This is a genomic window from Aeromonas sp. MR16 (genome assembly GCF_022549315.1).
Taxonomy (GTDB): Bacteria; Pseudomonadota; Gammaproteobacteria; order Enterobacterales; family Aeromonadaceae; genus Aeromonas; species Aeromonas aquatica.
Genome location: NZ_JAKZFK010000029.1, coordinates 35,197 through 56,332 on the forward strand (window position 1 = coordinate 35,197; position 21,136 = coordinate 56,332).

At 62.4% G+C, this 21,136-nt stretch carries 16 protein-coding genes; 11 read left to right on the forward strand and 5 right to left on the reverse strand.

Annotated elements, in window-relative coordinates; translation table 11 throughout:
- Positions 1-154: 154 nt before the first annotated feature.
- Positions 155-1,078 (forward strand): LpxL/LpxP family Kdo(2)-lipid IV(A) lauroyl/palmitoleoyl acyltransferase, encoded by a 924-nt coding sequence (gene lpxL, locus MM194_RS17745; protein ID WP_241344296.1) that lies wholly within the window; start codon positions 155-157, stop codon positions 1,076-1,078.
- Positions 1,079-1,142: 64 nt separating this feature from the next.
- Here lpxL and MM194_RS17750 read toward each other — a convergent pair whose 3' ends face one another.
- The 3 genes from MM194_RS17750 to MM194_RS17760 all read right to left on the reverse strand — a co-directional run bounded on the left by MM194_RS17750 (position 1,143) and on the right by MM194_RS17760 (position 4,990).
- Positions 1,143-3,122 (reverse strand): bifunctional 2',3'-cyclic-nucleotide 2'-phosphodiesterase/3'-nucleotidase, encoded by a 1,980-nt coding sequence (locus MM194_RS17750; protein ID WP_241344297.1) that lies wholly within the window; start codon positions 3,120-3,122, stop codon positions 1,143-1,145.
- A gap of 127 nt (positions 3,123-3,249) precedes the next feature.
- Positions 3,250-3,870 (reverse strand): L-lysine exporter, encoded by a 621-nt coding sequence (lysE, locus tag MM194_RS17755; protein WP_241344298.1) that lies wholly within the window; start codon positions 3,868-3,870, stop codon positions 3,250-3,252.
- 337 nt (positions 3,871-4,207) lie between these two features.
- Positions 4,208-4,990 (reverse strand): LuxR family transcriptional regulator, encoded by a 783-nt coding sequence (locus MM194_RS17760; protein ID WP_033131770.1) that lies wholly within the window; start codon positions 4,988-4,990, stop codon positions 4,208-4,210.
- A 63-nt stretch (positions 4,991-5,053) separates the two neighbouring features.
- Between MM194_RS17760 and MM194_RS17765 the strand changes: the two genes are divergently transcribed.
- The 8 genes from MM194_RS17765 to MM194_RS17800 all read left to right on the forward strand — a co-directional run bounded on the left by MM194_RS17765 (position 5,054) and on the right by MM194_RS17800 (position 15,692).
- Complete coding sequence (locus tag MM194_RS17765) at positions 5,054-5,680, forward strand: acyl-homoserine-lactone synthase (RefSeq protein WP_241344299.1); 627 nt, start codon at positions 5,054-5,056, stop codon at positions 5,678-5,680.
- A gap of 333 nt (positions 5,681-6,013) precedes the next feature.
- The gene (locus MM194_RS17770) at positions 6,014-6,913 is read left to right on the forward strand and encodes a LysR family transcriptional regulator ArgP (protein WP_241344300.1); all 900 of its coding nucleotides are present in this window, start codon (positions 6,014-6,016) and stop codon (positions 6,911-6,913) included.
- 86 nt (positions 6,914-6,999) lie between these two features.
- Positions 7,000-9,045 (forward strand): exoribonuclease II, encoded by a 2,046-nt coding sequence (locus MM194_RS17775; protein WP_241344301.1) that lies wholly within the window; start codon positions 7,000-7,002, stop codon positions 9,043-9,045.
- A gap of 638 nt (positions 9,046-9,683) precedes the next feature.
- Positions 9,684-11,612 (forward strand): PTS mannitol transporter subunit IICBA, encoded by a 1,929-nt coding sequence (locus MM194_RS17780; RefSeq protein WP_241344302.1) that lies wholly within the window; start codon positions 9,684-9,686, stop codon positions 11,610-11,612.
- 34 nt (positions 11,613-11,646) lie between these two features.
- Positions 11,647-12,789 (forward strand): mannitol-1-phosphate 5-dehydrogenase, encoded by a 1,143-nt coding sequence (locus MM194_RS17785; protein ID WP_241344303.1) that lies wholly within the window; start codon positions 11,647-11,649, stop codon positions 12,787-12,789.
- Between the two features lie 102 nt (positions 12,790-12,891).
- On the forward strand, positions 12,892-13,413 hold the full coding sequence (locus MM194_RS17790; protein WP_033131764.1) for an MltR family transcriptional regulator: 522 nt from the start codon (positions 12,892-12,894) through the stop codon (positions 13,411-13,413).
- 126 nt (positions 13,414-13,539) lie between these two features.
- Complete coding sequence (locus tag MM194_RS17795) at positions 13,540-15,327, forward strand: sodium:proton antiporter (protein ID WP_241344304.1); 1,788 nt, start codon at positions 13,540-13,542, stop codon at positions 15,325-15,327.
- A gap of 116 nt (positions 15,328-15,443) precedes the next feature.
- Positions 15,444-15,692 carry a hypothetical protein gene (locus MM194_RS17800; protein WP_033131762.1) on the forward strand — a complete coding sequence of 83 codons (249 nt, stop codon included), beginning with the start codon at positions 15,444-15,446 and terminating at the stop codon, positions 15,690-15,692.
- Between the two features lie 42 nt (positions 15,693-15,734).
- Here the strand turns inward: MM194_RS17800 and MM194_RS17805 are convergent, their stop codons facing one another.
- Both MM194_RS17805 and zntB read right to left on the reverse strand, forming a co-directional pair.
- Positions 15,735-16,253, reverse strand: a complete 519-nt coding sequence (locus tag MM194_RS17805; RefSeq protein WP_033131761.1) for a mechanosensitive ion channel domain-containing protein — start codon at positions 16,251-16,253, stop codon at positions 15,735-15,737.
- A 9-nt stretch (positions 16,254-16,262) separates the two neighbouring features.
- Positions 16,263-17,255, reverse strand: a complete 993-nt coding sequence (zntB, locus tag MM194_RS17810) for a zinc transporter ZntB (protein WP_033131760.1) — start codon at positions 17,253-17,255, stop codon at positions 16,263-16,265.
- A 105-nt stretch (positions 17,256-17,360) separates the two neighbouring features.
- Between zntB and MM194_RS17815 the strand changes: the two genes are divergently transcribed.
- Entirely contained in the window at positions 17,361-17,813 is a 453-nt protein-coding gene (locus MM194_RS17815; protein WP_033131759.1) for a YaiI/YqxD family protein, read from the forward strand.
- 553 nt (positions 17,814-18,366) lie between these two features.
- Positions 18,367-21,136, forward strand: a 2,770-nt coding sequence (locus MM194_RS17820) for an Ig-like domain-containing protein (protein WP_241344305.1), incomplete at its 3' end; no start/stop codon positions are given.

A 21,136-nucleotide genomic window follows, 5' to 3' on the forward strand; every position in this document is an offset into this window, starting at 1 on the left:
TGACCAGATGAGGCAATTCGCACCCGCCCCCCCTTTTCGGATAGAATCCTCAAATTGCGCGTCAAGTTATCCGAACGGGACATCCGTCTGCCTTTGTCTTTCCCCGTTCGGCTTGGCACCCTGCTGATTTGCGATTGAGAACAAGAGACTCTTCATGGCCCAAGAACATGCTCCCCGCCTCGAACCCCGTCTGTTCCATCCCCGTTACTGGGGCAGCTGGCTCGGGCTCAGCCTGCTCTGGCTGCTGGTGCTGCTGCCCTGGCGCAGCCAGATGTGGCTGGGGCGCCAGCTCGGCACCCTGGCCCGCAAGCTGTTGAAATCCCGCGTCAAGATAGCCCGCCGCAATCTGGAGCTGGCCCTGCCCGAGCTCAGTCGCGACCAGCGTGAGACCCTGCTGGTACAGAACTTCGAGAGCGTGGGCTGCGCCATCTTCGAGGTGGGCATGGCCTGGTTCTGGCCGGACTGGCGGGTGCGTCGCCTGATGAAGGTGGAAGGGGAAGAGCATGTCATCGCGGCCGCCGAACAGGGTCAGGGCATGCTGCTGCTCTCCTGCCACTTCCTCACGCTGGAACTCAATGCACGCTGCTTCGGGCTGGTGCGGCCCGGGGTCGGCGTCTACCGCCCCAACACCAATCCGGTGCTGGAGTATGCCCAGTACCATGGTCGCTGCGCCTCCAACAAATACCTGGTGGACCGCATGGATGTGAAGGGGATGATCAAGGCGCTGCGCAACGGCGACGCGCTCTGGTACGCGCCGGATCACGACTACGGTTCCCACGCCAGCGTGTTCGTGCCCTACTTCGCGGTGGAGCAGGCGGCCACCATCACCGGCACCGCCACCCTGGCCCGGGTCAAGAACACCGTCACCCTGCCCTGCTACAACATCCGCACCCAGGAGGGTTATACCCTGCACATAGGGGCGCCGCTGGACGGCTACCCGAGCGGCGATGATATGGCCGATGCCAGCCGTGCCAACCGGGAGATCGAATCCGCGGTGCGCCGTGCCCCCGAGCAGTACATGTGGCTGCACCGCCGCTTCAAGACCCGCCCCAACCCGGACGATGCGGGTTTCTACTAAGGCCCCTCCCCAACGAAAAAGCCCTCGCATGACGAGGGCTTTTTTTATCTGCCTAGCGCCGTGTTTATTGGCGGATCAGGCGGTAGATGGCGTAGCCGGGGTGCTTGGCGTCATCCATCGGCAGGGTGGACTGGTAGGCCAGATCCGCCCCCGCCAAGGCCTTGGCCTCGGCACTCGGTGAGGAGTAGAGCCGCACGTCCACGCCAGCGGGCAGCGCCTTCATGTGCCAGTTGTTGTTGGCCGCCGGGCTGAAGCCGCCCGGATTGTCGGCGGACTGGGACTTCAGGTACTGGGCGATGATCTCCCGCGTCTCGAAGGGATCTTCGTGGACTATGTTTCTGCCATCTATGCCCGGGAAGTGACCGCCGCCGCTGGCGCGGTAGTTGTTGGTCACCACGTAGAACTTCTGGGCCGGATCCACCGGCTGGCCGTTGAAGGTCAGGCCGCTGATGCGCTGGCCGTCGCTCACCTTGGCGCCTTCCTTGCTGTAACGGGCCGGCTGGGTGATGTCCACCTCGTAGTTCACCCCGTCGATCACGTCGAAGTTGTAGGTGGGGAAGTTCTCGTTCACCAGCCACTGCACCCCGGTCTGACCCGCGTCTATCTTGTTGAACTGGCCCGCGCTCATCTCCAGCCACTCCTTGACGGTGGCACCGTTCACCTCGACCACCTGCAGGGTGTTCGGGTAGATGTAGAGGTCGGAGACGTTGCGCAGGGAGATGTCGCCCTGGGCCACATAGGTGAAGTCATTGATGCCGTTGCGACCACCGCGGAAAGGGGCTGCCACCGACAAGATGGGGTAGGACTCCTTGAGCAGACCGTCTTGTTGCAACTGCTCGGCGTGCTTGCGCTGGGCATCGCTCACCAGCTGGACGGAGGGATCGTCCTGCACCAGGGCGAAGAAGCTGTGGATGGGGGAAGTGATCTTGCCGAGCGGCTCATCCAGCCATTGGTTGGTGGCGTCGTGATCCGCCTGCACCAGATCCACGACCTGCTGATCCACGGCGCTGCCTTCGCTTGAGTCGATCTTGCGCAGGCTGGCCTGGCTCTGCTTCACCTGCCACTTGCCATCCACCTGCTCCAGCTTGAGATCGATGATGCCGAGGTGGTTGCCCCAGTAGCCGGGCATCACGGTCGGAATACCGCTCAGGGTGCCGGCCTGGTTGTCCACCTCCGGCAGATCCGGGAAGTCGCCGGGGAAGTTCTTGTGGGCATGTCCCAGCATCAGGGCGTCGACTCCCTTCACCTTGGCCAGATGCCAGGCGGAGTTCTCCATCATGGCCTCGTAGCTGTTGGCATTGATGCCGGTGTGGGCGACCACTATCACCAGATCGGCGCCCTTGGCGCGCAGCTCGGGCACGTAGTGATTGGCGGTCTCGACCATGTCAGCCACCACCACTTTGCCTTCCAGGTGGCGTTTGTCCCACTGCAGCACCTGGGGCGGCGTCAGCCCCAGGATGCCGACCTTGACGGTCTGGGACTGGCCCTTGTCATCCGTCACCTGACGATCCAGCAGCAGGTAGGGGGTGAACTTGTTGCCGCTCCAGTCTACTTGCCCCTTCGCATCACGCTTGAAGGCGCCGGCCTCGAACACGTTGGCGTTCACATAGGGGAACTTGGCCCCCGCCAGCACCTTGCCGAGGTAATCCAGGCCGTAGTTGAACTCGTGGTTGCCGAGGTTGCCGGCGTCATAGCCGAGCTCGTTCATGGCCTTGAACACGGGGTGAGCCTGTTTCTCGAGGTAGCCGGCACCAGACTGCTCGAAGATGTAGTCCGCCAGCGGCGTGCCCTGGATCAGGTCGCCGTTGTCGAGCAGCAGGTTGTTGGGGTTTTCGGCGCGGGCCGCCCGGATCAGCAGGGCGGTGCGGGAGAGGCCAAACTTGCGGTCCTCCTTGTTCTGGTAGTAGTCATAGCCCAGCACGTTGGAGTGGATATCAGAGGTCTGGATCAGGCGCAGGGAGACGGTCCCCGGCTGCGCCTTGCTGTCGTTGTCACTGCTGCAGGCAGACAACAGCACTATGGTTGCAATAGCACCTAGCTTCATAGTTTTATTCACTGTCTTTTCCCTATTATTATGAGTAACGCTGTACCAGCGACGGGAATTTAACAGACGAATATGTCAGCAGATGGCACCGACATTAATTTTTATGAAGCGCGGCACATAAATAGTCTTATGAGACCATGAGCGCCCCCCTCGCCAGCTGCAATGCCAACCCCAGCATGACAATACCGACAACCATATCAATGGCTTGCTGCACCCTGCCCCGGGCAAGCCAGGGAGACAACGCCGCCGCCCCGAACGCCAGACTGTAGAACCACACCACGGACGCCAGCATGGCCCCCGCCGCGAAGGCCGGCCGCAGCGACTCGGCAAACTGGCTGCCGAAGGAGCCCAGCAGCATCAAGGTATCCAGGTAGACATGGGGGTTGAGCAGGGTCACCCCGAGCGTCATGGCCAGCACGCTCTTGACCCCCATCAGCCGGGGGGAATCCGCCAGCTTGGCCCCCTGCCCGCGCCAGGCGCTGCGCAGGGAACGAATGCCAAACCAGCCGAGAAACAGCACGCCCCCCCAGGTCAGCAACGCCAGTCCGACGGGGCTGGCCGCCAGCAGATTGGCCCCGCCGAATACCCCAATGCCGATCAGCACGAGATCGCACAGGCAGCAGAGCGTGGCCGCCAGCAGGTGGTGGTTGCGATGGATGCCCCGACTCAGCACGAAAGCATTCTGGGCGCCGATGGGGATGATCATGGCGAGGCCGAGGGTAAAGCCTTGCAGTGTGGTCGCGAGCATGGAAAAAACGTCCCTGTGTCGATGATGGACGGCACTATAAGGGAGGCAAAGCAATCAGAGAAATTCATTAATTTTCTGATGCATTCAAAAATCTGATGATGAGAGCCCTGACGCTCTTTATGGCGGGCTGTCAATTGCAGGATCTGACAATTGTGAGGCCCTCCTCCCGCCCCGAGAATCGGTAGAGTGATTACGTCAACGCGGGCAGGAGTGGCCCGAGGATGAGCCAGCCGACTGAGCGACCATGACGCGGCCACCCAGAGAACGCGGCGGCGGCATGGAAAGGTGGAAGCTGACCACGGCTGGTCACCGCGGGTCGTCGCTCAGCCGGCGAGGATCATTGCCACAGCTTGGGGAAATTGGTGACCACCACCTGCTCCAGATTCGGGATCAGAATGCCGCTGCTCACCCCCTTGGCGACGGCCTGATAGCGGTTCATGGAGCCCGTCTTGCGGGTCACCTGATTGAGGTGGTAGTTCACGGTGCGCTCCGTGATCCCGAGGATGCAGGCGATCTCGCTCGAGGTCTTCCCCTCGCTGGCCCAGAACAGGCACTCGGTCTCCCGATCGGTCAGGGCCTCTTGCGGATCGTCTTCCCGCAGGCTGAGCCGCACGATCCGGATCGCCGCCTCGAAGATGTAGTTGGACATCCAGGAGAGGATGGGCGAGGACGCCAGCAGCAGATCGCTCGAGGCCCGCTCGGCGGTGATAAACGACAGTATGCCGTTCTCCCCCGCCGCCCCGTGCAGCGGGAAGGAGATGCCGTTGCGCAGCCCGAACTCCGCCGCCAGCCCCATCACGTCCATGCTGCCCTCTTGCAGGAAGCGCGCCTTTTCGTCCAGTTGATTCCAGTAGATGGGCAGGGTCTGCCGGCGGGCGAGCTGGATGATGGGATCGCAGGCCAGCATGTTGTTCACCGTGTAGGCCTGCACCCAGGAATCCGGGCACTGATTGAACAACACCACCTTGGGCCTTTGCATCGACATGGGCAGGATGAGCGCAAAACGGTAGTAGTCGTAGCCCATCCCCAGAGTGAAACGGCCGATCAACTCGGCCAGCCGGTCCCCATCGGTCACCAGCGTGAAATGTTCCAGATACTCAAGCAGTTGGTCGCGTGTCATAGGCTAGCCCCCCTGGCCAAGGCCTTGGATTATAGCGCCGAACCATGAAATGGAGAGACATGAATGCTTGTTTTCAAAGGAAAATTGAAAGAACACCCCAAATGGGAAGTCGAAAACGAGCTTTATCGTTTTCGCAAGCGCGTCTTCTCCGATCGGCTCGGCTGGGATGTGGAATCTCATCGGGGTCTGGAGCGGGACAGCTTCGACAAGCCGGATACCCACTGGGTATTGGTTGAGGATGAGCAGGGCCTGTGCGGCTGTATCCGGCTGCTCAGTTGCGCTCAGGACTACATGCTGCCCAGCATTTTCCCCAGCGCCCTCGCGGGCGAACTGGCGCCGCGCAGCGCCGACGTCTGGGAGCTGACCCGCCTCGCCATCGACGCCGACCGGGCCCCCAGGCTCGACAACGGCATCAGCGAGTTGACCTGCGTCATCTTCCGCGAGGTCTATGCCTTCGCCAGGGAGCAGGGGATCCGGGAGCTGGTCGCCGTGGTCAGCCTGCCGGTGGAGCGGATCTTCCGCCGCCTTGGCCTGCCCATCGAGCGGCTCGGCCACCGCCAGGCGGTGGATCTGGGGGCCGTGCGCGGGGTCGGCATCCGCTTCCTGCTGGACGAGCGCTTCGAGCGCGCCATCAACCGGCCCCTGCGCGAGTGCTATGCGCCTGCCGGCGAGGCGCTCGCCACTCTCTAACTCTGGCCCCATAGGCCGGTACAGTGAGCGCTGACCTCTGGCACTCACCCCATACATCGGCCGGCGGGCGATACTCTCCGGCTTCACCCCCATAAAAAAATCCCGGGACGCTGCCCGGGACCAAAACTCTCGCTATGGCCCGTTTCCACCCCATGCAAAAACGGACCGAATGAGTATCCAATGAATCTCATTTCATGGCTACTGTCACTTATCACAGTGACCGACCCCTCACCCCGGCAGCCAGCACCGCCCCTGTGCCCTGCCCGGCCTTGTTGCCAGCCCCTGGATTCAGTAGCATATTTTCTTGAATCACCGGATTGATAAGGAATACTGATGAAAGCTCTGGACTACAAGCTGCTGCTCGCGCTGGATGCGGTGATGCAGGAGCAAAACTTCGAGCGGGCCGCCCAGCGTCTGCACCTCACCCAGTCCGCCATCTCCCAGCGCATCAAGCAGCTGGAGCAGCAATTTGCCGAGCCGCTGATCATTCGCAGCCAGCCGCTACGGGCCACCGAGCTCGGCCAGAAGCTACTGGCCCACTATCGCCAGGTGCGCCAGCTCGAGCTGGAATTGGCCGGCGAACTCTCCCCCGAGGCGCCACAGCTGCCGGTGCGGGTCAGCATCGCCATCAACGCCGACAGCCTGGCGACCTGGTTCCTGCCCGCCCTGGCCCCCCTGCTGGAGCAACACCCCATCGAGCTGAACCTGCTGGTAGATGACGAGAGCCGCACCCTCGACAAGGTGCGCGAGGGGCAGGCGTTCGGCGCCATCAGCCTCCAGCCCCAGCCGCTGGCCGGCTGCTGCGTCGACGAGCTCGGCGAGATGCACTACCTGCTCACCGCCAGCCCCGCCTTCGTCGCCCGCCACTTTCCCCAGGGGCTCAATGCGGCGGCGCTGGCCAAGGCGCCGGCGGTGGCCTTCGATCAGCGGGACGACATGCATGTGAGCTTCATGGCCCGCCACTTCGGGCTGGAGCCCGGTGGCTATCCCTGCCACACGGTGCGCTCGTCCGAGGCCTTCGTCGCCATGGCCGAGCAGGGGCTGGCCTATTGCCTCATCCCCGAGCTGCAGATCCGCCAGCAGCTGGCCCAGGGGCTACTGCTCGATCTCTGCCCGGACAATCACCTGGTCGAGCGCCTCTACTGGCACCGCTGGGTGCTGGAGCGGGGGCTGCACAAGCAGATCTCCTCGCGCCTGATCCAGCAAGGGCGCCGGGCATTGCAACCCCGCTGAGGGGGCCATTCACCTTGGCTTTGGAGGGGTAAAAACGTATAGTGCTGGGCGATTCTTCATCAGGTCTCCACTCAGGTTCCTCACTTATGTTCCAAGACAATCCCCTGCTGGCCCAGCTCAAGCAACAAATCCGCGAGAACATCCCCAAGAAAGAGGGTGTGATCCGCGCCTCCGATCGGGGCTTCGGCTTCCTGGAGGTCGATGAGAAGACCAGCTATTTCGTGCCGCCTCCCTACATGAAGAAGGTGATGCACGGTGACCGGGTGAGCGCCCTGATCCGTACCGAGAAAGAGAAGGAAGTGGCCGAGCCGGATGCCCTGCTGGAGCAGGCCGTGGTCCGCTTCGTCGGCCGCGTGAAGATGTTCCGCGACCGCCTCAACGTGGTGCCGGATCACCCCCTCATCAAGGACGCCATCAAGGCCCGCGCCAAGAAGGGTCTGGACGAGAAGTCTTTCAAGGAAGGGGACTGGGTGGTGGCGACCCTCAAGCGTCACGCCCTGGTGGACGGCAACTTCTCCGCCGAGATCACCCAGCTCATTGCCGACAAGGACGACCACAACGTGCCCTGGTGGGTGGTGCTGGCACGCCACAACCTGGCCCAGATCGAGCCGGCGGACCTGCCCGAGTGGAACGTCATCGAAGAGGAAGAGCTGCCCCGTCGCGATCTGACCCAGGTGCCTTTCTTCACCATCGACGGCGCCAAGACCAAGGACATGGATGATGCCCTGTCCATCCGCAAGCTGGACAACGGCTGGGAGCTGCTGGTCGCCATCGCCGATCCGACCGCCTACGTGGCCGAAGGCAGCGAGCTGGACAAGGAAGCCGCCCAGCGCGCCTTCACCGTCTACATGCCGGGCCGCAACGTGCCGATGATCCCGCGCACCCTCTCCGACGAGCTCTGCTCCCTGAAAGAGGGCGAGGAGCGCAACACCCTGTGCGCACGTCTGCTGATCGCCGAGGATGGCCTGCTGCTGGAAGAGACCGAATTCTTCGCCGCCCGCATCGTCTCCCATGCCCGCCTCAACTATGACGAGGTCTCCGACTGGGCCGAGCACGGCAAGGCGCTGGACATAGATGCTGGCGTCCTGGCCCAGCTGCCACTGATGAAAGCCATGACGGAGGCGCGCATCAAGTGGCGCACCGAGCATGCCCTGGTGTTCCCGGACCGCCCCGATTACGACTTCGAGCTGGGTGAGAACGGCGCCGTGCTGGCGATCCACGTGGAGCCGCGCCGCATCGCCAACCGGATGATCGAGGAGTCGATGATCGCCGCCAACATCTGCGCCGGCCGCGTGCTCGGCAAGCAGGTCGGCTACGGCATCTTCAACGTCCACACCGGCTTCGACGAGGAGTCCCTCGACGGCGCCATCGAGCTGCTCAAGAGTGCCGAGGCCCCGTTCGAGAAGGAAGAGATCGCGAGTCTCTCAGGCTTCTGCGCCCTGCGCCGCTGGATCGACAGCCAGGATACCCGTTGGCTGGACGGCAAGATCCGCCGCTTCCAGAGCTATGCGCTGATGTCCGCCGAGCCGGGTGCCCACTACGGTCTGGGGCTGGATGCCTATGCGACCTGGACTTCCCCTATCCGCAAATACGGCGACATGGTCAACCATCGCCTGCTCAAGGCCGTCATCGCCGGCAAGACCCCGGGCGAGCGCCCGAACCAGGAACTGACCGAGCACCTGACCGAGTGCCGCCGCCTGCACCGCAGGGTCGAGCGCGACATCGGCGACTGGCTCTATGTCCGCTACCTGATGGCCGATGCGGGCACCGACAAGGTATTCAACGCCGAGATCATCGACGTGATGCGTGCCGGCCTCAAGCTGCGTCTGCAGGAGAATGGCGCCGTGGTGTTCATGCCCGCTCGCCACATCTTGGACAACAAGGACAGGCTGGAGTGCAACTGGGACAACGGCCGCGTCTATCTGGACAAGACCGAGGTGGTCTATGAGCTGGGCCAGATCATCGAGGTCAAGCTAAGCGAGGCGGTGGAAGAGACCCGCTCCCTCATCGCCAAGCCGGCGGTGGCACTGGTGCCGGGCCCGGCGCCGGAAGCTCCGGTCGCCGAGAGCACAGAGGCGCCGGTTGAGACACCAGCTGAGACACCAGCTGAGGCTGAACCCAAGGCAGAGTAAGTCGCAGACACTCGCTCGATGCAAAAGCCCGCCACCCGGCGGGCTTTTTTACGCCCGGCTCACGACACCGACGGCACCCTATCGGTGAATAGCACCCGCTTGGCGAGCGGGATCTGGGCGTGGCGGACGGCAGGCAGGCAGGCAGGCAGGCAGGCAGGCAGGCATAGAGATTGTCATGGCCGTGATGTGGGGGTTGAAAACTGAAAGTGGGTTACAAAACCTAATCATTCATTAGTCAACAGAGGCAAACCAGGATCGATCCATCGTCATCCCCACCGGGTTCCAACACCTACGAACCGCCCCGTTTGAGTACAAATAACAAGATTGTGACGAGAATCACATTGACACTCTGTTTGCGCAAACAACAAATGGTGACGTCCGTCACACAAACAAGGCCAATCCGACGGCAATGATCGAGATGTAACCAGAATACAGCTCATGACTGTGATCTTGATCACTGGAAAGGGAGGGGGGATGTCGGGGTAATTGAGAGGCAGATCACAAGATGCCCCGTTTTCAGCCTAATTCGATCGCGAGCTGGTAGATTGAAGTTGCTTAGACGACTGGGATGGGGGTTCGGCAAAACCCGTCATTCCCACTACCACTCTTAATCAACAGGCTTAAAACGGGGTCCCGACATGTTATCACCGGATACCAAGGTCAAGATACAGAATTTTGGACGCTTCCTGTCCAATATGGTCATGCCCAACATAGGCGCATTCATCGCCTGGGGCTTCATCACCGCCCTCTTCATCCCCACCGGCTGGCTGCCAAGCGAGACGCTGGCCAAGCTGGTCGGCCCCATGATCACCTATCTGCTGCCGCTGCTCATTGGCTACACCGGCGGCAAACTGATCGGCGGTGAGCGGGGTGCCGTGGTCGGTGCCATCACCACCATGGGTGTGATCGTCGGTACCGACATTCCCATGTTCATGGGCGCCATGATGGTCGGCCCCCTCGGCGGCTGGGCCATCAAGCGCTTCGACAAGCTGATGGAAGGCCGGGTCAAGAGCGGCTTCGAGATGCTGGTCAACAACTTCTCCGCCGGCATCATCGGCATGCTGCTGGCCATCCTCGCTTTCTTCGTGATCGGCCCCTTCGTCAAGGTGCTCTCCGGCGTGCTGGCAGCGGGCGTGGGCTTCCTGGTGGATAACAGTCTGCTGCCGCTCACCTCGATCTTCGTCGAGCCGGCCAAGATCCTGTTCCTCAACAACGCCATCAACCACGGCATCTTCTCGCCGCTGGGCATCCAGCAGGCCACCGAACAGGGCCGCTCCATCTTCTTCCTGATCGAAGCGAACCCGGGTCCGGGTCTGGGCGTGCTGCTGGCCTACATGGTGTTCGGCCGTGGCGCCGCCAAGCAGTCCGCCGCCGGTGCCTCCATCATTCACTTCTTCGGTGGCATCCACGAGATCTACTTCCCCTACGTGCTGATGAACCCGCGCCTCATCCTGGCGGTGATCGCCGGTGGCATGACCGGGGTCTTCACCCTGACCCTGTTCAACGCGGGTCTGGTCTCCCCTGCCTCGCCGGGTTCCATCTTCGCCGTGCTGCTGATGACACCGAAAGCCTCCCTGATCGGGGTCATGCTCTCCATCATCTGCTCGACCCTGGTCTCCTTCCTGGTCGCCGCCGTCTTCGTCCGAGCCCAACAGCCGGAAGCCGACGAGGCCGATGCCCTGGGTGAAGCCACTCGCAAGATGAAGGCCATGAAGGGTGCCAAGCCCGAAGTCATTGCCGCCAAGAAGCCGGGTGCAGAGCTGACTGCGGTGCGCAATATCGTGGTCGCCTGCGATGCGGGCATGGGCTCCAGCGCCATGGGTGCCGGCATGCTGCGCAAGCGGGTACAGGCCGCCGGTCTCGACATCAGCGTGACCAACCGTGCCATCAACAACCTGGACGATCAGGTGGATCTGGTCATCACCCACAAGGATCTGACCGACCGAGCCCGTCGCCACGCGCCGCTCGCCCAGCATATCTCCCTCTCCAACTTCCTCGACAACGCCCTCTATCAGGAGCTGGTGCAGAACCTGAGCCAGGCCAGAGCCGCCAACGACGACATCGCCAATCCGCAGCTACTGGTGGCGGCCAACGACGACAGCTACGAGCCGCAGACCGGTGAAGTCTTCACCCTGAGCCTGCAGGACGTGCACCTTGGCCTCAAGGCCGACAGCAAGGAGGCCGCCATCCTGGCCGCCGGCAAGCTGCTGGCCGAGCGTGGCTATGTAGCGCCGGACTACGTCAACGCCATGCTGGAGCGCGAGCGGCTGGTCTCCACCTACCTCGGTGAGTCCATCGCCGTGCCCCACGGCACCATAGCCGCCAAGGAGCATGTGAAGCGCACCGGTATCGTCATCTGCCAATACCCGGCCGGGGTCGCCTTCGGTGAAGGTGCCGACGAGGTGGCAAGGCTGGTGATCGGCATCGCCGCCCGCAACGACGAACACATTCAGGTAATAACCAAACTGACCAATGCACTGGATGAACCCGGTCTCATCGACCGCTTGGCCAGCACCCAGGATCCCCAGGAGTTCCTGGATCTGCTGGGCGCCGAACAGGCCGCTTAAGTCTTCATCATCTTTGGTTATAGAGGTTAATATCATGAAAACATTGCATTTTGGTGCCGGCAACATAGGCCGTGGCTTCATCGGTAAACTGCTGGCGGACGCCAGCCACCAGGTCACCTTTGCCGACGTCAACGAGACCCTGATCGATCAGCTCAACCACCGTCAGGAGTACAAGGTGCATGTGGTGGGGGCGGATCAGAAGCTGGACGTGGTGCGCAACGTGGCCGCCGTCAGCTCCGCCGGTCACGAGGTGATCGCCCGCATCATCACCGCCGATCTGGTGACCACGGCGGTGGGCCCCAACATCCTGGATAAGATAGCCAACACCCTGGCCAAGGGACTGCAGGCCCGCTTCGATGCCGGCAACCTGACCCCGCTCAACGTCATCGCCTGCGAGAACATGGTGCGCGGCACCAGCCATCTCAAGCAGGAGGTACTCAAGTACCTGCCGGTCGCGTATCATGCCACCCTCGAATCTTGCGTCGGCTTCGTCGACTCGGCGGTGGATCGCATAGTGCCGCCCGCCGCGGCCAACGACGATCCGCTGGAGGTGACGGTGGAGAGCTTCAGCGAGTGGATAGTCGACCAGACCCAGTTCAAGGGGGAGTTGCCCCGGGTGGCGGGCATGGAGCCCACCGACAACCTGATGGCCTTCGTCGAGCGCAAGCTGTTCACCCTCAACACCGGCCACATCGTCACCGCCTACCTCGGCAAGTTGCGGGGCTACCAGACGGTGCGGGAGGCGATCGAGGATCCGCTGATCCGCAGCAAGGTGCGCCGTGCCATGGAGGAGAGCGGGGCCGTGCTGGTGAAGCGCTACGGCTTCGATCCGCGGCTGCATGCCGCCTACATCGAGAAGATCCTCGCCCGTTTCGCCAACCCCTATCTGGTGGACGAGATCGACCGGGTAGGCCGTCAGCCGCTGCGCAAGCTGGCGGCGGGAGACAGGCTGGTGAAGCCCCTGCTCGGCACCCTGGAGTACGGCCTGCCCAGCGACCATCTGCAGGAAGGCATAGCGGCGGCGCTGCACTACCACAATGCCGACGATCCCCAGGCGGTGGAGCTGCAGGCCCTGCTGGCCGAACTGGGCCCGGCCGCCGCGCTGGCCCGGGTGACCGGCCTCGCGGCAGACAGCGATATCGTTGCCGCCATCGTCGCCCGCTACCAGACTCTGTAATGACCTGCAGGTGGCACATCGACCCGCAAGGCCGGTGTGCCCCTTAGTTAAAAACCGGGAGAGAGCCTGGCTCTCTCCCTGTCAGCCGGACCCAAAACACCTATGACCACACACCAGGAAGATGAAGTACTGGAACGACTCAACGAGCAGGATGGCCCCCGTGGCTTCTTCCTCGAGGTCGTGACCATCCTGGAAGAGGCGGTCGACTCCCTGATGCGGCGAGCCTTTCGCCAGGAGGAGTATGCCGTCAAATACGCCATCGAACCCCTGCTCAACCAGAGCGGCCCCCTCGGCCAGCTGGAGGTGCGCCTCAAGCTCATCTTCGCCCTCGGCCTCATCTCCCTCGAGCGTTATCAGGATCTGGAAGCCTACCTGAAGATCCGCGATTTTCTGGTGCGCGACCCCAAGGATTACCGCTTCAGCGACAAGCCGATCCGCGATCTGCTGGCTCGCCTGCACGGCCTCAACCAGGGCGGCATGATGCCGCAAGATCCTCCCGCCAACGAGGAGGACTGGCCCTTCTACCAGATGCAGCTCAACCGGCTCGATCAGGTGGTGCGCTCGGCCCTGGTGCTGGCGGTGGCCGACTGCGTCGCCGAGCTTCACAAAGAGAGCCCCATCTAGGCGAGCTCACCCGGCAAGGCCCCTCCGGCATATCAGGGGGCGCCGCCCCGCCACCGCGAGCGGGTGTCAATTTGCCCCCCTTCCCCGCTACACTACTCCCAACCCCCTCACCTGCCCGAGGTTGGCATGATCGCACTCTCCCTGGCGGGGATCGCCCTGATCTCCCTGTTGGCACAATGGCTGGCCTGGTTCCTGCGGGTGCCCGCCATCCTGTTTCTGCTGCTAAGCGGCCTCTTGCTCGGCCCGATGACGGGTCTGCTCGATCCGGATCAGCTGCTGGGTGAGCTGCTGTTCCCGCTGGTATCCCTGTCGGTCGCCATCATCTTGTTCGAAGGGGCACTGACCCTGCACCTGGCCGAGCTCAAGGGGATCGGCAAGGTGGTGCGCAACCTCTGCTCCGTGGGCATGCTGACCAGCTTCGCGATCATCGGCGCCGCCAGCTATTGGCTGCTGGGGCTGGACTGGCGCGTCGCCATGGTGCTCGGTGCCGTGCTGGTGGTGACAGGGCCGACCGTGGTCGCCCCCATGCTCAACGTGATCCGACCGGTGCGGGAGGTGGACAAGATCCTGCGCTGGGAGGGGATAGTCATCGATCCCATCGGCGCCCTGTTTGCGGTGCTGGTGTTCGAGGCGGTGCGCCTCGGCAGCCAGGGGGACCTGATCGACCATACTCTGCTGGCGCTGGCCAAGACGGTGGGGGTCGGCACCCTGATCGGCGTCGCGGCGGGCTGGCTCACCACCCTGCTGATCCGCAAGGATTGGCTGCCGGTCAGCCTGCACAAGTTCGGAGTGCTGGCCCTGGTGCTGGTCAGCTTCACCCTGTCGGACTGGCTCAGCCACGAGTCCGGCCTGTTGGCGGTGACGGTGTTCGGCATCTGGCTCGCCAATCAGGAGGGGCTGGATCTGGAGGAGGTGCTGGAGTTCAAGGAGGATCTCGCCGTCATTCTCATATCCTCCCTGTTCATCCTGCTGGCAGCGCGCCTCGATCTGGCCCAGCTCTGGCAGCTCGGCCCCATGGTGCTGGTGCTGCTGGGGGTGGTGCAATTCGTGGCACGTCCGCTCTGCATCCTGGTCTCGACCCTGGGCTCGGGTCTCCCCTGGCGGGCCCGCGCCCTGCTCAGCTGGATAGCGCCGCGTGGCATAGTCGCCGCGGCGGTGAGTGCCTCCTTTGCCATCAGCCTGCACAAGGCGGGCATCCCGGATGCCGACAAGCTGGTGCCCCTGGTGTTTGCCGTCATCATCTCCACCGTGGTGCTGCAGAGCCTGACCTCGGTCCCGCTGGCCCGCCTGCTCGGCATGCGCCAGCCCAGTCCCAATACCTGGCTACTGATCGGCGCCAACTCGGTGGCACGCGCCATCGGCAAGGCGCTGTCGGATCAGGGCGTCCCCGTCTATCTGTCCGACCCGGCCTGGGAACACTGCAAGCTGGCGCGCATGAGCAACCTGCCCTGTTACTTCGGCAACCCGCAGTCGGAACACGCCGAACGCCATCTGCCTCTCACCAGCATCAGCACTGTGCTGGCCCTCTCCCCCAACCGGCACAACAACGCCCTCGGCGTGCTGCACTTCGCCCACCTCTATGGGGAGGAGAGGGTCCACTCCCTGCGCTCTAGCGAACAGCACGGCAAGGCGAACCGGGAGAGCGCCACCTTCCGCGCCCGCCAGAACCTGTTCGGGCCCGAGATGAACTTCGCCCGTCTGAGCGGCCTGCTGAGCCGGGGCGGCCAGATCAAGGCGACCCGGCTGAGCGACGCCTTTGACTGGGCCCAGTACCAGGAGGCAAATCCGGGAGCTATCCCCTTGTTCGTGCTGGATGCCAGGGCGAAGCCCCATGTCGTCACCGGCCCTATCCAGCCGCAGGCAGGCGAGTTGCTGATCGCCCTGCAGCCACCACGGGAGCCGCCGGCGCCCTGATACTCTCTGCCGCCGCCTGAGCGACGAGAGGCTCGGCACTCAGCTCCTCGGGGGCGTGCCGTCCTGGCTGGCGACGACTAGACTTGAGGGTGCGCCATGGGTCATAGGAGGATGTCATGACGGTCAGCGAATTGCGCACTCTGAATCAGCAAGGCCGCTTCAAGGAGGCCGAGATCCTGCACGACATCGCCTTCCCGGGCTGGCTCGTGGAGTTTCGTGGCCAGGATGGTCGCCTGTACGAGATGACGGACACCCTGGGTTGTCCGGTGAGATTCGCCTCGGAAGAGGATGCACGCGAGCATATCCACCGGGTGGCCGACTGCCCTATTCAGGTCGAGCATCTCTACCGCTTCTACGAGCGCTGAGATGCTATCAAGTTATAAAAAAGGCTCCGTTAGGAGCCTTTTTTATTCAGGTTGCGTCGGCTCCACTCCCTTGCCTTCCAGCCGTCTGACCGGTTTTTGCAGGATCAGGTTGGCCGGATAAGTGACCAGATCGCCGTTGTCATCTCGCACCCGAACATAGAACAGGCCTATCTCGGTGATGACACCGGTGACCGAATCATCCTTGTCGAGGATCCGGATCCTGTCGCCAATCTTGTAGGGGAAGGCGAAGAAGATGGTGATGCTGGCGGTGATGTTGGAGAGGATCGACCACTGCGCCACCATGGCGACGCCGAGCACGGCGAAGAAGGAGGAGGCGAGCACCACCAGCCGGGAGAAGTCGAGCCCCCAGACCCCGGCCAGGATAAGCAGGGTGGCGCAGCCGAGCAGGAAGTGGAACACGTGCTCCACGTAGAGCACCCGGTTCTCGCTCACCTGCCTGGACTGGGCCAGTGCCAACAGACTCTTGTGAATGAGACTGCGGATCAGGGTGTGGCCCAGCAACAGCAGCAGGGTCCAGCCAAAAGATTCCCATGTTGTCATGCGTGTTCCTTACCACCAGCGCCGATATTTTAGCCAGATGGCCAGCCCGGTCGCCAATGTCAGCAGGGAGCCGCAGAAGACCCAGAAGGCGGTCGGGCTCTCGGCCCCCGGTATGCCCCCCAGGTTGATGCCAAAGAGCCCGGTCAGGAAGCTGGCAGGCAGGAACAGCAGCGCCATCACCGACATCTGGTAGGCGCGTCTATTGGTCGCCTCCGCCATCAGGTTGTTGATCTCGTCGGCCAGCACGGCGGTGCGGGCGACCCCGGCATCCAGATCGTCCAGCCAGCGCCGCAAGCGATCGGCGATGTCCAGCAGGCGGCGCCTGTCATCCTCATCCAGCCAGCTGATCTTCTCGTTGGCGAGGCGAGCGACCAGATCCCGCTGGGGAGAGAGGTAGCGGCGGATCATGATGAGTTGCTTGCGGATCAGCGCCAGCCGGCCATTGGCGGGCAGATCCCGCAGCAACACCATCTCCTCCAGCTCCAGGATCTGGTCGTGCAGCACCTCGACAAATTCCCCCGCCCTGTCGGTCAGGGCGTCACAGATCTCCACCAGCCAGTCGGCGGGAGAGTCGGCACCCCCACCCAATTTCAGCTGCTCGAAGACGTCCGTCTCTGACAACAGCGGACGGCGGCGGCTGCTGATGATGAGGTCCGGCGTGATATAGATGCGCAGCGCCACCATCTCTTCGGGTTTGTGATCCTTGTTATGATTGATGCCGCGCAGGATCAGCAGCACGGTTTCCCCCATCCGCACCAGCTTGGGCCTGTTGCTCTTGCCGAGCAGGGACTCGCGTACCGCCTCGTTGATCAGCGGTGTCTGCAGCAGCCAGCGAGCCGCCTCCGGATTGCCGTAGTCCAGGTGCAACCAGCTGGGTTGCGGCCCCGGGATCTCGCTCCCCGCCGCCAGCGGCTGCATGCCCCCCTTGCCATCCAGGGTCAGGCCATAAATCACGTCACTGGGCACCCGATCCATCCATTCATCCTTCTCGCTTCGGTTCATCGAGCCAGCTTACACGAAAGCCGGGCCCGACTCAGCCTCATGGCCGCGCCCCTGCGTCAGCCGTGCTAAGATACGGCCCTCGTTTCAGACACAGGAAGCCATGCCATGCCCATCTGGGTTGATGCCGATGCCTGCCCGCTCCCGGTCAAGGAGATCCTCTACCGCGCCGCCCACCGTGCCCAGGTAGTCACTACCCTGGTGGCCAATCAGGGGCTCAGGGTACCTCCCTCCCCCTTCATCAAGACCCAGCAGGTAGAGAAAGGATTCGATGTGGCGGATCATGTCATCGCCCAGCAGGTCACACCGGGGGATCTGGTGATAACGGGGGACATTCCGCTCGCCTCCTGGGTGATCGACGCCGGTGGCGAGGCGCTCAATCCCCGCGGCGAGATCTACACCCGCGAGACCATACAGGCGCGGCTCGGCATGCGTAATTTCATGGAAGAGCTGCGTTCGGCCGGGGTCCAGACCGGCGGGCCGGCCCCCTTCAACGCCGCCGACAAGCAGCGCTTCGCCAACGCATTGGACAAGTGGTTGCAGAAGGGAAAGCTGAGCTGACATAACGAACCCTGCCCAGCAAAAATCTGACGCATTGAGATACTTTTTTCAGCACACCACCACAGGGCAAGCCAAGGATCCCCGGCTTGCTTCTCGGCACCGTCGCCCTGACATCGCCAGCCTTCTCATTCGCCTCCCCCACCGCCACCCAGGCACCAACTGCCGGTCCGGCGATGCCATCTCTCATCCCTTCGCCGACCTCATGGAGGCCGTCTTGTGGCTGAAATGTCAAAAAAACATACTTTTAATTATATCAGTAGCAATTGAAATACCTCATAACCTCGCCTAGACATATTAACAAACGCAAGTGATAGAAATATCACCTGATGTTTTCCTACCGACCAGCGCTTTAAAAGGACACATATGCTCTGTGGTTTTTCAGACAAGAATCAAAGGCAATTTAAGCGGTAATTATTCAATACCCTATGGATGAACCCATATCTGGCTTCGCAGAGAGATGTTGTTCTTGTGCAGCCTGCCCCTCAGCAAAATACATATGAAAGTCATCCTCAATGAGCACGGATATCTAAGGGGAATACCCATGAATAGAACAATGAATATATTTCTCTCACTGTTTCTGACTCTCTTCTTATTCGGCTGCGGAGGCGGCGGAGGAGGCGGGAGCAAACCGACCACCCCCACAGATCCTGCGGCCAAGACGCTGACCAGGATCGATATATCGGCCGATACGGCAGGCACCAAGGCGCGAGCCGAAGCCAACCCCAGCACCCCCCTCGGCATCAGCACCCAGTACTCGGCCATCGCGACCTACAGCGACAGCAGTACGGCCGACATCACGGACCTGGCCACCTGGAGCAGCTCGAATAGCAATGTTGCTACCGTGGATAACAAGGGACTGGTCAAGACGCTCAAGACCAGCCAAACGGCGATCACGGCAAGCTATCAAGGGATCACCAGCAATAAATCCGAGCTGACCGTCACCGATGCCATTGCCACCAAGATCACCGTCATCCCGCCCACCACGAAATTAGCCAAAGGCTTGTCACTGCAGTTGCAGGCCATCGCCACCTTCTCCGATGACAGCACCAGGGATGTATCCACTCAGGCAAGCTGGTTGAGTAGCAATCCGGCGGTACTGAGCGTCAATGCACAGGGTAAAATGACCGCCGTCAATCTCGGCAATGCCACCGTCAGTGCGACTCTGCAGGGCATCACCGGTCAGACGAGTGTCTCTGCGGTCAATCTGGCCATCAGCCAGATACAGATCACCCCGGCGACAGTGCAACTGGCCATCGGCACCAAGACCAAGCTGACCGCCATTGCCACCTTTGCCGACAAGACGGTGCAGGATGTCTCCTCCCAGGTGGCTTGGTTGAGCAGCAATAGCGCAGTCGCCACCGTAGACAGCACAGGGCTCATCACCGGCGTGGCCGCAGGCTCGACCACACTCTCCGCCAATCTGCTCGGCGTGACTGCCAGTACCAGCGTGACGGTCAACAACACCAGCGTCAGTGCCTTGCAAGTCATTCCCGCGGCAAGCACCATTGCCCTGGGAACCAAGACCCAGCTGCAGGCTCTCGCCACTTTCCAAAATGGCTCCGTTCAGGATGTGTCGGATCAGGTGCAGTGGAGCAGCAGTGACACCACCCTGGTGGATATCAACAGTGCGGGATTGGTCACGGGCCAAGGAATTGGTCAGGCGACCGTCACCGCCACGCTGGGATCCGTCAGCCGCAGCGCGACTGTCACCGTCACCAATGCCGTGGCCACCTCCATCCAGATCACCCCAGCAACCAGTTCGCTGCCCAAGGGGACCACACAACAATTCCAGGCCATCGCAACCTTCAGCGACAGCTCATCGCAAGATGTCAGCAGCCAGGTTTATTGGGATAGCTCGAACATCAACGTCGCCACCATAGACCTGAACGGTGAAGTCACCGCCGTGACTGAAGGGAATAGCATCATTTCAGCCCAATTCCAGAATGTCAGCAGCAATCCGGTCACGCTGGAAGTCACAGGTGCGGCCATTACTGCAGGGGGGCTGACTATCACGGTGCCACCGCTGACACTGGCAGCAGGCCAGAGCAGCCAGCTGGCTGCCATTGGAACCTATAGCGATGGCACCACCAAGGATGTCACTGCCGATGTTCACTGGAGCAGCAGCAACCCGGCCATCGCGACCGTCAGCCTTGCGGGCCAGGTCACCGCTGTGGCTCCCGGCAGCGCCACCATCATAGGTACTCTGGATGGGCAGAGTGCAACCATCCCTGTCACCGTCACCAATGCAACCCTCAATGCCGGTGGCCTCACCATCACTGTGCCCCCACTGACACTGGCCGCCGGTCTGAGCAGCCAGCTGACCGCGAGCGGAACCTACAGCGATGGCACCAGTACGGATGTCACCGCCAGCGTCCAGTGGAGCAGCAGTGATCCAGCCATCGCGACAGTCAGCCTGACCGGTCTGGTCACCGCCGTAGCACCAGGTACCGCCACCATTACTGGCACTCTGGATGGTCAGACCGCGACCCTGTCCGTCACAGTCACCAACGCGACCCTCAATGCCGGTGGGCTTGCCATCAGCACGCCTCCACTGAGCCTGGCTGCCGGCCAAAGCAGTCAGCTTGCGGCCAATGGTACCTATAGCGATGGTACGACCATCAATGTCACCGCCAATGTTCAGTGGAGCAGCGATAACCCTGCGGTAGCCACTGTCAGTCAGGCCGGTCTGATCACCGCCGTTAACCCCGGCATAGCGACCATCACCGGTACCCTGGATGGCCAGACGGCGACCCTGTCAGTCACGGTCAGCAATGCCGTTCTCAATGTGGGTGGATTGACCATCACCACACCACCGTTGACGCTGGCTGCCGGCCTGACCGGTCAACTTGCCGCCACCGGTAGTTACAGCGATGGCAGCAGCGTGAATATTACCTCCGCAGTGAGTTGGACCAGCAGCAACCCGGCCGTTGCTACCGTTGGCCTTCACACCGGACTGGTCACTGCCGTTGCTCCCGGTACCGCCACCATCACGGGTACTCTGGATGGCCAAACCGCAACCCTGTCGGTGACTGTCACCAGTGCCGTGCTCAACTCGGGTGGCCTGACCATCGCCACACCACCGCTGACCCTGGCTGCCGGCCTGACCGGTCAGCTTGCCGCCAACGGCAGTTACAGCGATGGCAGTAGCATCGATGTCACGGCGTCCGTCACCTGGGTCAGCAGCAACCCGGCGGTCGCTACCGTTGGCCTTCACACCGGACTGGTCACTGCCGTTGCTCCCGGTACCGCCACCATCACGGGTACTCTGGATGGCCAAACCGCAACCCTGTCGGTGACTGTCACCAGTGCCGTGCTCAACTCGG